This is a genomic window from Leisingera sp. JC1, assembly GCF_001679925.1.
GTDB lineage: Bacteria > Pseudomonadota > Alphaproteobacteria > Rhodobacterales > Rhodobacteraceae > Leisingera.
Genome location: NZ_LYUZ01000079.1, coordinates 62122 through 77130, shown reverse-complemented (window position 1 = coordinate 77130; position 15009 = coordinate 62122). Strand labels below are relative to the sequence as shown.

At 62.0% G+C, this 15009-nt stretch carries 16 protein-coding genes; 13 read left to right on the top strand and 3 right to left on the bottom strand.

Going from position 1 to position 15009, the window contains the following annotated elements:
• Positions 1 to 919 (bottom strand): c-type cytochrome biogenesis protein CcmI (ccmI, locus tag A9D60_RS07715; RefSeq protein ID WP_065267039.1); only part of this gene is annotated, 919 nt, incomplete at its 3' end.
• 188 nt (positions 920 to 1107) lie between these two features.
• Here ccmI and A9D60_RS07710 point away from each other — a divergent pair.
• Positions 1108 to 2352, top strand: coding sequence for a sarcosine oxidase subunit beta family protein (locus tag A9D60_RS07710; RefSeq protein ID WP_065267038.1), 1245 nt, complete (start codon positions 1108 to 1110; stop codon positions 2350 to 2352).
• A 14-nt stretch (positions 2353 to 2366) separates the two neighbouring features.
• Here the strand turns inward: A9D60_RS07710 and A9D60_RS07705 are convergent, their stop codons facing one another.
• A complete protein-coding gene (locus tag A9D60_RS07705) occupies positions 2367 to 2558 on the bottom strand; it encodes a hypothetical protein (RefSeq protein WP_065267037.1) in 192 nt (63 codons plus the stop codon).
• A 50-nt stretch (positions 2559 to 2608) separates the two neighbouring features.
• On the opposite strand from A9D60_RS07705, the gene A9D60_RS07700 reads away from it, so the two are divergent.
• From A9D60_RS07700 to rarD, 9 genes are all read left to right on the top strand, one after another.
• Positions 2609 to 2950: a sarcosine oxidase subunit delta gene (locus A9D60_RS07700; protein WP_019295426.1), complete on the top strand. Its 342-nt coding sequence runs from the start codon at positions 2609 to 2611 to the stop codon at positions 2948 to 2950.
• 49 nt (positions 2951 to 2999) lie between these two features.
• A complete protein-coding gene (locus A9D60_RS07695; RefSeq protein ID WP_065267036.1) occupies positions 3000 to 6032 on the top strand; it encodes a sarcosine oxidase subunit alpha family protein in 3033 nt (1010 codons plus the stop codon).
• The gene (locus A9D60_RS07690; protein ID WP_065267035.1) at positions 6025 to 6591 is read left to right on the top strand and encodes a sarcosine oxidase subunit gamma; all 567 of its coding nucleotides are present in this window, start codon (positions 6025 to 6027) and stop codon (positions 6589 to 6591) included. Before A9D60_RS07695 ends, A9D60_RS07690 begins: the two co-directional genes overlap by 8 nt.
• Before the next feature lie 186 nt (positions 6592 to 6777).
• On the top strand, positions 6778 to 7212 hold the full coding sequence (locus A9D60_RS07685; protein WP_065267034.1) for a hypothetical protein: 435 nt from the start codon (positions 6778 to 6780) through the stop codon (positions 7210 to 7212).
• Positions 7213 to 7302: 90 nt separating this feature from the next.
• On the top strand, positions 7303 to 7740 hold the full coding sequence (locus tag A9D60_RS07680; RefSeq protein WP_141117874.1) for a hypothetical protein: 438 nt from the start codon (positions 7303 to 7305) through the stop codon (positions 7738 to 7740).
• A 228-nt stretch (positions 7741 to 7968) separates the two neighbouring features.
• Positions 7969 to 8568, top strand: coding sequence for a superoxide dismutase (locus A9D60_RS07675; RefSeq protein ID WP_065267032.1), 600 nt, complete (start codon positions 7969 to 7971; stop codon positions 8566 to 8568).
• Between the two features lie 150 nt (positions 8569 to 8718).
• Positions 8719 to 8919 (top strand): hypothetical protein, encoded by a 201-nt coding sequence (locus A9D60_RS07670; RefSeq protein WP_065267031.1) that lies wholly within the window; start codon positions 8719 to 8721, stop codon positions 8917 to 8919.
• Positions 8919 to 9374: a host attachment family protein gene (locus A9D60_RS07665; protein ID WP_065267030.1), complete on the top strand. Its 456-nt coding sequence runs from the start codon at positions 8919 to 8921 to the stop codon at positions 9372 to 9374. Before A9D60_RS07670 ends, A9D60_RS07665 begins: the two co-directional genes overlap by 1 nt.
• 61 nt (positions 9375 to 9435) lie before the next feature.
• Entirely contained in the window at positions 9436 to 10347 is a 912-nt protein-coding gene (gene rarD, locus A9D60_RS07660) for an EamA family transporter RarD (RefSeq protein ID WP_065267029.1), read from the top strand.
• On the opposite strand, the gene A9D60_RS07655 is transcribed toward rarD, so the two are convergent.
• Complete coding sequence (locus A9D60_RS07655; RefSeq protein WP_065267028.1) at positions 10284 to 10835, bottom strand: TIGR00730 family Rossman fold protein; 552 nt, start codon at positions 10833 to 10835, stop codon at positions 10284 to 10286. The two genes, rarD and A9D60_RS07655, sit on opposite strands and share 64 nt — an antisense overlap.
• Before the next feature lie 124 nt (positions 10836 to 10959).
• Here A9D60_RS07655 and A9D60_RS27220 point away from each other — a divergent pair, with 124 nt between their 5' ends.
• The 3 genes from A9D60_RS27220 to A9D60_RS07640 all read left to right on the top strand — a co-directional run bounded on the left by A9D60_RS27220 (position 10960) and on the right by A9D60_RS07640 (position 14972).
• Positions 10960 to 12585, top strand: a complete 1626-nt coding sequence (locus A9D60_RS27220; protein WP_065267027.1) for a LysM peptidoglycan-binding domain-containing protein — start codon at positions 10960 to 10962, stop codon at positions 12583 to 12585.
• A gap of 96 nt (positions 12586 to 12681) precedes the next feature.
• Positions 12682 to 14511: an ABCB family ABC transporter ATP-binding protein/permease gene (locus A9D60_RS07645; RefSeq protein ID WP_065267026.1), complete on the top strand. Its 1830-nt coding sequence runs from the start codon at positions 12682 to 12684 to the stop codon at positions 14509 to 14511.
• A 134-nt stretch (positions 14512 to 14645) separates the two neighbouring features.
• On the top strand, positions 14646 to 14972 hold the full coding sequence (locus A9D60_RS07640) for a hypothetical protein (RefSeq protein WP_065267025.1): 327 nt from the start codon (positions 14646 to 14648) through the stop codon (positions 14970 to 14972).
• Positions 14973 to 15009 lie beyond the last annotated feature (37 nt).

The following is a 15009-nucleotide window of genomic DNA, read 5'->3' as shown; positions in this document are numbered from 1 at the left end:
ATTCTACACCGGCGCGGAAGGCCATTTCTTCGATCTGTCCCTGAATGCCCTTGACCCACAGGGCATCTGCAGGGCCGTCGCGCAGGGTTGCGGCCCATTCGCGGTAGGCAAGGTCCGGGCGGCCGATCTGGCCCAGCATCAGGCCCCAGTAATAGCGGGCAGGTCCGTGCGTGGGGTCAATGGCGCGGGCTTTTTGCAGGTCGGTCTGCGCCTCGGGCGAGACATAGCCGCCGGCCGCCATGATCTTGAGCTCTGCCAGTTCGGTGAAGTCGCGGGCGTTCACCTTGCCTTCGGCCAGGCGGATGTAGTTGGTCTTGGCCTCATAAGCGGCTTTGAAATTGCCGAGGTTGGCCTCGTGCTGGGCCAGCAGAGCCTGGCCGCGGGCGTCACCTTCGCGCTCGCCTGCGGTTTTGCGCAGCTGTTCGACCAGCTTGAGGTAGCCCTCTTCGACCTTGGGGCGCTCGATTGCAGGAACATCGGCCTCGGCCTGAGCCTGCGAGGGGCGGTTTTCGGCGCGCTCGCCTGCCAGGCGGATACGGTCCTGCAGGCCGAGGTCGGCGTAGCCGGGCGCACCCAGCTGCCAGTACAGGCCCAGGGTGCCGCCGGTAATCAGCAGCGCAGTGGCGATGGCAAAGCCAAGCGACAGGGCACGGGGCTGGGCGGGGCCGGACTTGCGCTTTTGCAGCTGCGCATCAGCGGTCAGGATTCGGCGCGAGATTTCGGTGCGGATGCGCTCTGCGTCGGCTTCGGCGATAACGCCGCGGGCCAGATCCTTGTCGACTTCGCGCAATTGCTGGCGGTAGACACGCAGGTCGTAGGCCGCGGCAGGTTCGCCTTGCTCACGGGCGCGAATGATGATCATTGCCAGCAGCAGCGCGGCCGCAAAGGCGATTAGGGCGGTGACTGTCCAGAAAATCATGCCGTCTCCGAAGTTTGGTTTTCATCTATATGCGGGGCGGGGCGAACAAAAGGGCCAATCTGCCGCGGGATGCTGCAACGCGTCATTTGGATATGTCGCAATAACGCAGAAACAGGGCGATAAACGGCACTGGTCAGCCATGCGTTTCGGGCATACCCGCTATCAGACACGAACCATCGGATTCGCTCATGAAACGCTATTCAGTCTTTGCTGTTGCGCGGGAAGCCCTGCGCTATCACACCGGATGGGAGCGCGCCTGGCGCTCGCCGGAACCCAAACGCCACTACGATGTCGTCATCGTGGGTGCGGGCGGGCATGGCCTCGCCACTGCCTACTACCTGGGTAAGAACTTCGGCATTACCAATGTCGCAATCATCGAGAAAGGCTGGCTGGGTGGCGGCAATACGGGCCGGAACACCACCATCATCCGCTCGAACTACCTGCAGGATCCCTCGGCTGCGATCTATGAAAAGGCGCGCAGCCTGTATGAGACCATGTCGCAGGACCTGAACTACAACGTGATGTTCAGCCCGCGCGGCGTGATCATGCTGGCCCAGACCGAGCATGAGATCCGCGGCTACAAGCGCACCGCGCATGCCAACCAGCAGCAGGGTGTGCAGACCGAGTGGATCACGCCCGAGCGGGTCAAGGAGATCGTGCCGATCATCAACCTGCACGGACCCCGCTACCCGGTGCTGGGCGGCCTGTGGCAGGAACGCGGCGGCACCGCCCGCCACGATGCTGTGGCCTGGGGTTATGCGCGTGCGTGCTCCGACATGGGCATGGACATCATCCAGAAGTGCGAAGTCACCGGCGTGCGCGTTGAAAACGGCCGTACCGTGGGTGTCGACACCACCAAAGGCCCGATCGACTGCGACAAGATCGGCATGATCGTTGCGGGCAACGCCTCGGTGCTGTCGGAAATGGCGGGCTTCCGCCTGCCGATGGAATCGGTTGCCCTGCAGGCGATGGTGTCCGAGCCGATCAAACCCTGCATGGACGTGGTTGTGATGGCCAACACCGTGCACGGCTACATGTCTCAGTCCGACAAGGGCGAGATGGTCATCGGCGGCGGTACTGACGGGTTCAACAACTACACCCAGCGCGGTTCGTTCCACCATATCGAGGAAACCGTGCGCGCCCTGGTCGAAACCTTCCCGATGGTCAGCCGCCTTAAGATGCTGCGCCAGTGGGGCGGCATCGTGGATGTTACCGGCGACCGCTCGCCGATCATCTCCAAGACCCCGGTTCAGAACTGCTTCATCAACTGCGGCTGGGGCACCGGCGGCTTTAAATCCATCCCGGGCTCGGGCTGGGCGATGGCAGAGCTGATGGCCACCGGCCACTCGCCGCTGACCGAGGAGTTCTCGATCAACCGCTTCAAAGAAGGCAAGTTCATCGACGAGAGCGTCGCTGCGGGCGTGGCCCACTGATGAACGCGCTGCGCTCAATCCAGGCTGCTGCCGCTTCCAAACGTCATGTGGGGATGGGTGGTTTCGCTGTTCTTGCCGTAGGCCGATTCATGGCCGCTGCGGCGGGGCGGTGGGGTGTCCTCCTTCCGGATTTCGGAGAGGAAGATGTAAAAAGCCAGAGCGCCGAAAAGCAAAAGAAAACCGAGAACTGTAATCGCTATCTCCATGCCCTCAACCTGGGCGTGCGGTCTGCAATTTTCAAGAGGGGAGTGGCACAATGCTGATCCTTGAATGCCCATACTGCGGCGTCAAAGCCGAAGAAACCGAACTGGCCGCGGGCGGCGAAGCGCATCTGAAGCGCTATGGCCCCGGCTCCTCGGATGATGAGTTCCATGACTACCTGTTCATGCGCGAAAACCCCAAAGGCGTTCACTTTGAACGCTGGCGCCATGCCAACGGCTGCGGAAAATGGTTCCACGCCGCCCGCTGCACCATGACGCTGGAGGTCTTTGGCACCTACACCGCACAGACCAGCGTGCCGACGCAGGAGATCCTGGACAAGATCGCTGCCAAACGCCCGGGCTGGACCTGGCGCGAATTTGCGGACGGCAAGAAATGAACCGCCGCCTGATTGAAACACCCGCTTTTCTCTTGAAAGGTCTGCGCCCATGAGCACGCGTCTTGCCAAACACGGCCGGCTGATCGACCGCTCCAAACAAATCGCCTTCACCTTCAACGGCAAATCCATGCAGGGTTTTGCCGGCGATACCCTGGCATCCGCACTGCTGGCCAACGGCCAGGTGATGATGGGCCGTTCATTCAAATACCACCGCCCGCGCGGCGTTGTCGCATCTGGCTCGGAAGAGCCCAATGCGCTGATGCAGCTGGGTACGGGCGACCGCTACGAGCCGAACCAGCGCGCCACCACCACCGAGCTGTTCTCGGGCCTGACGGCGCAGTCGCAGAATCACTGGCCAAGCCTGGAGTTCGACGTTCTGGCGGTGAACAACAAGCTGTCGCGCTTCCTGACCGCCGGCTTCTACTACAAGATGTTCATCCACCCGCGTCCGCTGTGGAAACACGTCTATGAGCCGATCATCCGGAAATCCGCAGGTCTGGGCGCTGCCCCTGACAAGGAACTGAAGGACGCCGACACCTACGAGCACTTCTACTTCTTCGCAGATGTGCTGGTCATCGGCGGCGGTGTTGCCGGCCTGCAGGCGGCCAAGGCGGCTGCGGCCTCCGGCGCCAAGGTTCTGGTGCTGGAGCAGAACAGCCACTGGGGCGGCCGCGCGCCGGTCGACGGCGGCACCATCGACGGCGAAGCGCCCGAGGTCTGGATCGAAAAGACCCTGGAAGAGCTGCGCGGCATGGACAACGTCACCCTGCGCGACCGCTGCATGGGTTCCGGCGTTTATGACCACGGCTATGCCCTGGGCTATGAGCGCCTGACCGACCACGCACCGGGCCAGGGCGGCCCGCGCCACCGTCTGTGGCGGATCCGCGCCTCTCAGATTGTCACTGCAACCGGTGCCATTGAACGCCCGCTGTCCTTTGCCGGCAATGATGTGCCCGGCGTGATGCTGGCGGCGTCGATGCGAGACTATGTGGTGAACTGGGGTATCAACCCCGGCCAGAAGGTCGTGGTTGCCACCAACAACGACGACGCCTACCGCACCGCGCTGGTGCTGCATGACGCAGGCGTCGAAGTTGTCCGCGTGGTCGACACCCGCGAAACCGGCGGCGGCGCGCTGATGGAAGCGGTGCGCGAAAAGGGCATCCGGGTCGAGCTGGGCCGTGCTATCGCCAAGGTGAAGGACGGCAAATGCGTGACCGAGGTCGCCATCTGCGCCCAGAACGGCGAAGGCGGTGCCCGCGAGACCGTGCAGGCTGACGCGGTTGCGATGTCCGGCGGCTGGTCGCCGGTGGTTCACCTGTGGTCCCACTGCGGCGGCAAGCTGATCTGGGACGAGGTGAACGCCAACTTCCGTCCCGATGCCTCCCGCCCACCGCTGGGCCACGACGGCAACGGCTTTGTCGTGCCTGCTGGCGCCGCAAACGGCGAGTTCGGCCTGGGCGCGCTGCTGGAAGACGCAGCAGCAGCCGGTTCTAAAGCGGCTGAAGCGGCTGGCTTCCCGGCGAAATCCGTGGCGGCTGCCAAGGGTGAATCCGAAGCGGAAGCGCAGATGGAAGCGGTGTGGCTGATGCCTGCCAAGGCTGACATCAAGCTGCGCATGAAGTCCTGGCTGGACTACCAGAACGACGTGAAAGTGTCGGACGTGCAACTGGCGGCCCGCGAAGGCTACGAGAGTGTCGAGCACACCAAGCGTTACACCACGCTGGGTATGGCCACCGACCAGGGCAAATTGTCCAACATCAACGGCCTGGCCATTCTGGCCGACAGCCTGAACTCGGAAATCCCGCAGGTGGGCACCACCACCTTCCGTCCGCCGTATCACCCGATCTCGCTGGGCGCGATCGCTGGTGAGGCACGGGCCGAGATCTTCCAGCCGGTGCGCAAGACGCCGATCTACGACTGGTTCGAAAAGAACGGCGCGGATTGGGAGCCGGTTGGCCAGTGGCGCCGTCCGTTCTCCATCAACAAGCCGGGTGAGGACCGTCATGCCGCGGTGAACCGCGAGGTGAAGAACACCCGCGAGAACCTGGGCCTGCTGGACGCCTCGACGCTGGGCAAGCTGGTGGTCAAGGGCCCCGACGCAGGCAAGTTCCTGGACATGCTGTACACCAACATGATGTCCACTCTGAAGCCGGGCAAATGCCGCTATGGCCTGATGTGCACCGAAAACGGCTTCCTGATGGACGACGGCGTGGTTGCCCGCATCGACGAGGACACTTTCCTGTGCCACACCACCACCGGCGGTGCCGAGCGCATCCACGGCTGGATGGAAGAATGGCTGCAGACCGAATGGTGGGACATGAAGGTTTACGTTGCCAACGTGACCGAGCAGTACGCCCAGATCGCTGTGGTCGGCCCCAACGCCCGCAAGGTGCTGGAGAAGCTGAACGCGGCAGCGGGCGGCGGCATGGATGTCTCGAAAGAGGCGCTGCCCTTCATGGAATGGCGTGATGGCAAGATCGGCGAATTCGACGCCCGTGCTTACCGGATCTCCTTCTCGGGCGAGCTGTCCTACGAGATCGCGGTTGCGGCCTCCGAAGGCCAGGCGTTCTGGGATGCGCTGATGGAAGCGGGCAAGGAATTCGGCGTCATGCCTTATGGCACCGAGACCCTGCACATCCTGCGTGCCGAAAAAGGCTTCATCATGATCGGCGACGAGACCGATGGCACCGTGATCCCGCAGGATCTGGGGCTGCATTGGGCGCTGTCCAAGAAGAAGGAAGACTACTTGGGCAAACGCGCGCAGCAGCGTTCGCACATGGTCGATCCTGAGCGCTGGCAGCTGGTTGGCCTGGAAACCGTTGATGGCTCCGTCCTGCCCGATGGCGCCTATGCGGTGGGTGAAGGCGTCAACGCCAACGGCCAGCGCAACATGATCGGCCGGGTGACCTCGACCTATCACTCAGCAACCTTGGGCCGCGGCATCGCAATGGGCCTGGTTAAGCACGGTCCCAAGCGGATGGGCGAAGTGATCGAGTTCCCGGGCACTGACGGCAAGACCTACAAAGCCAAGATCGTTGATCCGGTCTTCTACGATAAGGATGGAGAGAAGCAGAATGTCTAAGGCTGTTTCCGTACTGAACGGCGCCCGTTTCTCGGGTCTGGCCACCGTCGAGGATGCCGGTCTGCAGGGGATGATCACCCTGCGCGGCGATCTGGGGTCCAAAACGCTGAAGGCGGCTGTCAAAGCCGCCACCGGCGCCGAGGTTCCGGCACAAGGCTCCATCTCGGTTGCCGAAAACGGCGCCGCGGCTTGGATGTCCCCGGACGAATTGCTGCTGCTGGTCCCCTACGAGGACGCAGTTGCCAAGACCGCGGAAGTGGCCGAGGCGCTGAAGGGCGAGCACGCGCTGGCAGTGAACGTCTCCGACGCCCGTGCCTTCTTCCGTCTGTCGGGCGAGGGCGCGCGCGAAGTGCTGGGCAAGGTGAGCCCGGTGGACTTTGACGCTGCGGCCTTCAAGCCGGGCCAGTTCCGCCGCTCGCGCCTGGCACAGGTGGCAGGCGCCTTCTGGTTGAACGACGACGGCAACTTCTACATCGTCTGCTTCCGCTCGGTTGGTGAATATGTGTTCAAACTGCTGAGCGCAGGGGCGCATCCGCAAAGTAAAGTGGGTGTTTACTAAAATTATCACTCGCTTTCTGCTTGTGACGCCTTTGCGCGTCATTTACGGTGTCCTGGAGACCTCCCAGGGCACCGTTTTTTTGGTGGCAGGTCCAGGACGGTTTCCTTTGCAGCTTTTGCAAGCAGTTGAATTATTGCCGTTTCCGAGGGGGGAGCGGCTGCGTGACGATGTTTCCGGGGGCGCCCAATGGATCTGCTGAAATGCAGTTTCTTAATATTGGTCTTTACGCTTGCAGGGGCGGGTGCCATGGCGGGTCCACGGGTCCAGTGCAGTTTGAAACCAATATCGGGAACTGCGTGGATTCCCCGCGAGGTGAGCTTTCATTTCTCCGATGATTTCAGTTTGGCCGAGATCGAGGATTTGGCATTTGCCGTGCCGGTGGCCGCCAGGGTCGAGCGCCACAGCGCGACCTCTTATGCATTGAACTGGGCGTTGCCGCGCCTGGCCGTTGCTGGAAATGCGGGGATGCCCGGACCGCGGTTCCGGGCTGTTCTGAATACCTCCAACCTGAAGATGAGCATTCAGGCCGTCAGGAAGGGCAAGGACGGTGTGCTGCCGCGCGGAAGCGGCCACTGCAAAGTGGATCAAGACCTGCCGCTGCTTGCGCAGAACGAGGGCTGAGCGGATTGTAATTGCAAGGAGTGCTGCGGGGCGGCGCGGCATTGAAAACTTCATGGGTCTCAGTGATCAATCTCAATTTTGGAGTGAGCCTTGAAAACTTTTTTGCTGGCAAGAATTCTGTGCGGTGCAGCGCTTCTCGCGCAGCCGGTGCACGCCGGGGCAACCGCTCCTAAAACGCACTATGCTTGTGAAATTGCCTCCAGTGCCTATGGGAACTGGCTGCCGCGATACCTGGAAGTGACTTTCCTCGAAGATAGCTCATCGGCAGAAGTCTTTATTCCCGAACTTTTGGAATTGGGCGGTAAGCCGGAAGCCGCAAGAGCCAATGCAAGAGTCAAGAGGAAGTCTTCGGAGCGGCTGAGGGTAAAGTGGCGGTCCAGCGTGCCCACAAATTTGAACTTCAATACTCCGGTCAATTACCGGCTGGATCTTGATAGCACGGAGTTGACAGGCAAGATGTTCGCTACCGTGCCAATGTCCAACCACCAAAGGATTAACGGTGCAGTCGCCTGCAAGCCCGCTGAATAGAAATGTAGAGCAGCCTATCAAACAGAGCAGGGCGCGGAAGTTCGGGAAGGCCCGCGCAGGGGGGAGCGGCATGTGAATGGTTCGAGCAACTGCGATGCAACAGTTCTTTGTTCCTCACAATTTGCACATAAGCCTTGCACGGAAATGCGGCAGCGGCCCCTTGACCTGATAGCGCGCACACCGCATGTATCTGCGCAGGAACGCAAACATATTTCACAGGGGGCCCAAATGGCTTTTGAACTTCCCGATCTTCCTTACGCACACGACGCCCTGGCTGCCAAAGGCATGTCGGCGGAAACCCTGGAATACCACCACGACCTGCACCACAAGGCCTATGTCGACAACGGCAACAAGCTGATTGCCGGCACCGAGTGGGATGGCAAGTCGATGGAAGAGATCATCAAAGGCACCTATGACGCGAACGCGGTTGCCCAGAACGGCATCTTCAACAACATCTCCCAGCTGTGGAACCACAACCAGTTCTGGGAAATGATGGGCCCGGGCGAAAGCAAGATGCCGGGTGAACTGGAAAAAGCTCTGGTTGAATCCTTTGGCTCGGTCGATGAGTTCAAGTCACAGTTCTCCGCCGCTGGCGCAGGCCAGTTCGGCTCCGGCTGGGCCTGGCTTGTCAAAAACGCTGACGGTTCGCTGGCAGTGACCAAGACCGAAAACGGCGTCAACCCGCTGTGCTTCAACCAGACCGCGCTGCTGGGCTGCGATGTGTGGGAGCACTCCTACTACATCGATTTCCGCAACAAGCGCCCGGCCTACCTGTCGAATTTCCTCGACAACCTGGTGAACTGGGAAAACGTCGCCTCGCGGATGTAAGTCGTCCAGCCGACTGCTGGTATTACGATCAGGCCCGCCGGAGATTTCCGGCGGGCTTTTTCGTGCGGCATGAACGCCGGTCTGCTGCGTTTCGCGCGGAACGCCGGGCGGGCTTCGGGCGTTGGTTCTGTGTACGAAAGGAGGACCACCATGGCTGAACGCAAGAGGTCCAAGGACGGACACCGCGAAACCAAGGACATACTGGGCGAGAAGGGCAGTGTCGCCCACGGCGGGCGCACCGGCGGGCGGCTGGCCCGGGAGATTGGCAGCGAAGACGAGGAGAAACGCGCCAAGGAACGTCCGGCAGGGGCGACACGGGTGCGTAAATCCAATGAGCAGGAGGAGAAATGATGACCCGGCTTTCCCACGGTGCTTTTGTCCTGGTGGCTGATAGCGAGAAGGCGCTGTTCCTGGAGAACACCGTCGATGGGGATGACCCCTTCCTGCAGGTGCGCCGCAAGGATGAGCAGGACAACCCGCCGGACCGGGAGCAATCGGCGAACAGGCCGGGCCGGTTCAACGACGGCCCCAGTGTGCACCGGTCCGCCGTGGATGACACTGATTGGCACCAATTGGCCAAGGAGCGGTTTGCCAAGGACCTGGCGGACAAACTCTATGAGATGGCCCGCCGCGGTGATTACGAAAAGCTGGTTCTGGTCGCCGCGCCGGAAGTCCTGGGCGAGCTGCGCAAGTCCCTCCACAAGGAGGTGTCCGACCGCGTGATCGGGGAGATCAGCAAGAACCTGACAGGCCATGAGATCACCAAGATCGAAGAATTGGTCAAAGACGCGCTGCGTCACGGCTGAGCAGGGTTGACCTCCGCTTCTGCCCGGTGTCTGTGAAACGAAAGCCGGGCAGGAGTAGTTCATGGGCGAGGCACAAAAAGGCGTTCTTGCACTCTGTGCGTCCTGCATCGTCTGGGGGCTTTCCGGTATTTATTACAAGGCGCTGTCGCATGTGCCGCCGGAGCAGGTTCTGTCGCACCGGGCGCTGTGGTCATTTGTGTTCTTTACCATCGTGCTGCTGTTCAAGGGCCGTATTGCCGAGCTGGGGGCGGCGCTTTCCACCCGCCGCAGCGCGTTGCTGCTGGCCTTTGCCTCAGCGATGATTTCGCTCAACTGGTTTATCTTCATTTCGGCTGTGCAGCTGGGTTATGCAACTGAGGCAAGCCTTGGCTATTACGTCTTTCCGCTGCTGAGCGTGCTGCTTGGACGGCTTGCCTTCGGCGAGCGGCTGGCACCAGCGCAGGGTGTGGCGGTGTTCCTGGCGGGCCTTGCGGTGGCCGTGCTGTCGTTCGGGCTGGGGGCGGCGCCCTGGATTCCGCTGGCGCTGAGCTTCAGCTTCGCCCTTTACGGAGTTGTTAAAAAACAATTACCGCTGGGGCCGGTGGTGTCTGTGACCGCCGAGGTTGCGCTGCTGCTGCCGGTTGCGCTCACGATCATCTGGATGACCGGCGGCGCAGGTTTTCTGGGAGGGATCCAGGATGCGCTGATGCTGATGTTCTCCGGCATCTTGACCGGGCTGCCGCTGATCCTGTTCGCCTATGCCGCCCGCCGGGTGAGGCTGGGAACCGTCGGAGTGCTGCAATACCTGAACCCGACGCTGCAGTTCCTGGTGGCGGTGCTGGTCTTTGCCGAGCCTTTCACCCCCTGGCATGGCACCGCCTTTGCGCTGATCTGGAGCGCGGTGGCGGTATTTTCTTTCTCGGCGCTGCGTCAGGAACGGGCGTCGCGCAGGGCGGCGATGGCAGCCACCGGGGTGTCGGCCCAGATCAGGTAATCCGCGGTCTCCTGACCGGCAAAACCCTGATTGACCACTTGGTCCAGCAGATCGCGCAGCTTGTCCCAGTAGCCTTCGGTATTCAGGACCACAATCGGTTTTGAGTGCAGCCCAAGCTGGCGCCATGTGAGGGCTTCGAACAGCTCGTCCAATGATCCGGCACCGCCGGGCAGCACAACAACCGCATCGGCGTTCCACAGCATCACCTTCTTGCGCTCGTGCATGGTCTCGGTCACCACATAGGTGGTGAGGTCGGACTTCCCGACTTCGCGCCGTTCCAGATGGCCGGGGATCACGCCGAAGGTCTCTCCGCCGGCTTGCTGCGCGGCACGGGCAACCTCACCCATCAGGCCGACGTCGCCTGCACCATAGACCAGCCGCATGCCATTATCCGCCAGCGCGGTGCCGAATGCACGGGCCGCTTCGGCGTAGGCAGGCAACTGCCCGGCGCGGGATCCGCAGTAGACGCAGACGGATTTGATGCTCATCGGCCAGCCTTTCCGTGGAATATCAAGGTGAAAACCAATTGGTGTTTTGACCCGTGATAGCGGGGTTGCTAGATTCCCTCAACTAAGCGGAAGGTCACATTCCGCAATTGCCGAAGGGAAAGACATGGCGGATGCATCTGGAAGCGGGGGGCTGGGGGCCCTCACACTTGGCGGTATTGCCGGGGCGGTCGTGGTTGTCGGCGGCGTCGTGCTGTACCAGTTGGGCATGTTTGGCACAGTCGCGCCTGATGGCGGGGCGGCGCGCGAGCCGGAAGCCAGCCAGGCGGCCAACAGTGATGAGGAGTTTTCCGGAGCGGGCGGGCAATCCGGCCAGCCGCTGCAGAACCGGGCTGTGCAGGAAGCCGCGAGCAATCAGGTGGAAGCGGTTGAAGCGGAAGACGCCAGCCAGTTGCCGCAGGACGCCGCTGCCGGGAATGCCGAAAGTCAGCAGTTGCAGAATCAGGATCAAGGCGAAGCTGTAACTAGCCTGACAGAAACAGAAATTTCCGATGAAGACAGTGCGCCGGCAGAGGTAGGCGCGGCTGACACCGGGGCGGAAGCCTCAGATCAGGGCACCGAACTTGCAGTTTTGGCGGAGCCTTCGGAAAAATCCGCGGGCAGCGCGCAGGAACCGGAAGCCGGTATCAGCAAAGACGATGTGTTCGTCCTGCAGGCCCCGGAGCTGGATCTGGTGCGGGTGGACAGTGAAGGTGCTGCGGTGATCGCCGGGCGGGCACAGGAAGGTGTGCAGGTCTCGGTGCTGCTGGACGGTGAAGTGCTGGATCAGCTGGAGGTGCCTGCCGGCGGCGAGTTCGTTTCGCTTGCGACCATTGCGCCCAGCGGCGCTGCACGGGTGGTGTCTTTGCGCGCCGAACATGAGGGGAAGCAAACGGCCTCGGGCGCGAGTTTCATTCTGGCGCCGGTCAGCCCGGTTGACGCCGTTCCGTCAGAGGAGCAGGACGAACAGGGGGCACCGCAAGTTGCAGCACTGGAGCAGGATGCGCCAGCAGGGGAACCTGACGCTGAGGGGCAAACGGGCAGCAGCACCGGCGCCGCCATAGAGGCGCAACCCACTGAGGAGGCTGTATCGGTCACAGAGAACGGGCAGGATACGGCTGGAACCGAAGCTGCCGATGCTGCGCAGGGAGGCCAGGAGATTGTAGCTGAGTCAGAACCAGCTCAGCCTGAGGGCCAGGCCGTTGCAGTTCTGCGCGCGGATCAGGACGGGGTTGAGGTGGTGCAGCCTGCTGTCCCCGCCGATCCCGAGCTCAGCAAGGAAGTTGCGCTGGACGCAATCAGCTACAATGGCACTGGCGGGGTTGAGCTGTCGGGCAGGGCGCGTCCCAGAGCGCGCGTGCGTGTCTATGTGGACAATCAGCCGGTCGCCGAATTGGATGCTGCAGAATCCGGTCAGTGGAACGGGCGGCTGGACGATGTGGCTCCCGGCGTCTACACCCTGCGGCTGGATGAGATCGAAGCAGCAACCGGCAAAGTCGTGAGCCGCCTGGAAACTCCCTTCAAGCGCGAAGCGCCGGAGGCGCTGCCGCAGCCCCAGCGTGAAGCGGATCCAGCCCAGCCCGTACCGCTGGTCAGGGCGGTGACGGTTCAGAAGGGCGATACCCTTTGGGCTATCTCGCAACAGAAGTACGGCAGCGGTTTCCTCTATGTGAGGCTGTTCGAGGCCAACAAGGGGGCAATCCGCAACCCGGATCTGATCTATCCGGGGCAGGTCTTCACCATCCCCGAATGACACTGGAAAACGCGCCCTTGCGGCGCGTTTTTTCTGTGCCCCCCTCGCAAAACCGTGAACAGGTGAATATCTGGAGGTGTCTAGCCAGGAACAGCCATGACCCAGACAGATCAGGCCGCCGCGCCAAACCAAGCAGACATTGCCGAGGACGAACGCCGCTCTGGACTGCGCACCCTGCGAAAGGTGGGGCCGTATCTATGGCCCGAGGGAAACCGGGCGGTAAAAGTCAGGGTGGTGCTGGCCCTGGCGGTGCTGGTGCTGGCCAAGCTGATCGCGGTCTACACACCGATGCTTTACAAAGGCGCGGTCGACAGCCTGGCAGGCGAGGGCGTGCCGCCGCTGGCGCTTGGCGCCGTCGGCCTGACAGTGGCCTACGGCATGGCGCGGATCCTTACCACCGGGTTCCAGCAGCTGCGCGATGCGGTCTTTGCGCCGGTGGGGCAGCGCGCCCTGCGGCGGCTGGCGCTGGAGACCTTTACCCATATTCACCGCCTGTCGATGCGCTATCACATCACCCGCAAGACCGGTGGTCTCAGCCGGATCATCGAGCGCGGGGTGAAGGGCGTCGAGTTCCTGCTGCGCTTCATGCTGTTCTCGATCGGGCCGCTGATCCTGGAGCTGACTCTGGTGGCGGTGATCCTGACGGTGCTGTTCGACGCCTGGTACCTGGTGGTCGTGGCGGTCACCATCGGGCTTTATGTCTGGTTCACCTTTGCGGTCACCGAATGGCGGGTGAAGCTGCGCCGGGAGATGAACAAGCAGGACACCGATGCCAACCAGAAGGCCATCGACAGCCTGCTGAACTTCGAAACTGTCAAGTATTTCGTTGCCGAAGAGCGCGAGGCGGAACGCTATGACGGCGCCATGCGGGGCTATGCGCAGGCGGCGCTCAAAACGGCCTATTCGCTGGCAGCGCTGAACTTCGGCCAGAGCGTGATCATCACCGCGGGTCTGGTCGGGGTGATGGTGATGGCCGCCATCGGGGTGGAGCAGGGTAATCTGACCGTCGGCGATTTTGTCATGGTCAATGCCTACATGATCCAGATCACCGTGCCGCTGAACTTCCTGGGCACCGTCTACCGCGAAATCCGCCAGAGCCTGGTAGACATGGGAGAGATGTTCGACCTGCTGGAACAGCCCGCGGATGTGAGCGACAGGCCCGGTGCCGGGGAGCTGCAAGTAATCGGCGGACGGATCACGCTGGAGAACGTGCGGTTCTCCTACGATGCCGGGCGGGAGATCCTGAAGGGCATCTCGCTGGAGGCAGAGCCGGGCCAGACCGTGGCCATCGTCGGCTCCACCGGGTCGGGGAAGTCGACCATCGGGCGGCTGTTGTTCCGCTTCTATGACGTCACTGGCGGAGCACTGAAGATCGACGGCCAGGACGTGCGCGACGTCACCCAGCAAAGCCTGCATCACGCCATCGGTGTGGTGCCGCAGGACACCGTGCTGTTCAACGACACCATCCGCTATAACATCGCCTATGGTCGTAACGGTGCCACCCAGGAGGATGTGGAACAGGCAGCACGGGACGCTCAGATCCATGACTTCATCAAGGCGCTTCCAGAGGGTTATGAGACCCAGGTGGGTGAGCGAGGGCTGAAGCTGTCGGGTGGCGAGAAGCAGCGGGTGGGAATTGCCCGGACGCTTTTGAAGAACCCGCCGGTTCTGCTGCTGGACGAGGCGACCTCCGCGCTTGACACCGACACCGAGCAGGAAATTAAAGAAGCACTGGCGCGGGCCGGGCAGGGGCGCACGGTGATCACCATCGCCCACCGCCTGTCCACAATTGCCGAGGCCGACCGGATCGTGGTGCTGGAACAGGGCGAAATCGCTGAGACCGGCACACATGAGGAACTGCTGGTTAAGGATGGCCGCTATGCCCGGTTGTGGCAGCGTCAGCAAGCGGACCAGGATGCAGCCTGACGGGTCTGCTTGGCGCTGGAGCGGGGAAACCATCTTTTGCTTTCCCATTGACCGCGCTTCTTGCGTGTTTAGTGTGCGCGCACTGCGGGCTTAGGCGGCGATTGAGACTGCCGGCCCATAAAAAGGACATGTGTATGAAGACCCTTCTGACTGCCGCCTCTGCGGCTGCCCTGCTCGCCTTTCAAGCGCCCGCCCATGCCGAAGATCTTGAGTTCCTGCTGGTGAATGACAGCAGTGCCGATCTGGTAGAGTTCAACGTTTCGCCCGCGTCTTCGAACAGCTGGGAAGGCAACCTGATGGAAGGCGGCTACCTTGCGCCGGGCTATGAGATTGATGTTCTGATTGCTGACGGCGCAACCACCTGCGTCTACGACATCCGCGGCAGTTTCGCTGATGGCTCCGAAGCAGAGGACTTTGGTCTCGATCTGTGCGATCTGGGTGAATACACCTTCACCGATTGATCTTTGCTGTGCGCCGGAAATGGCTGCATGCAGAAAG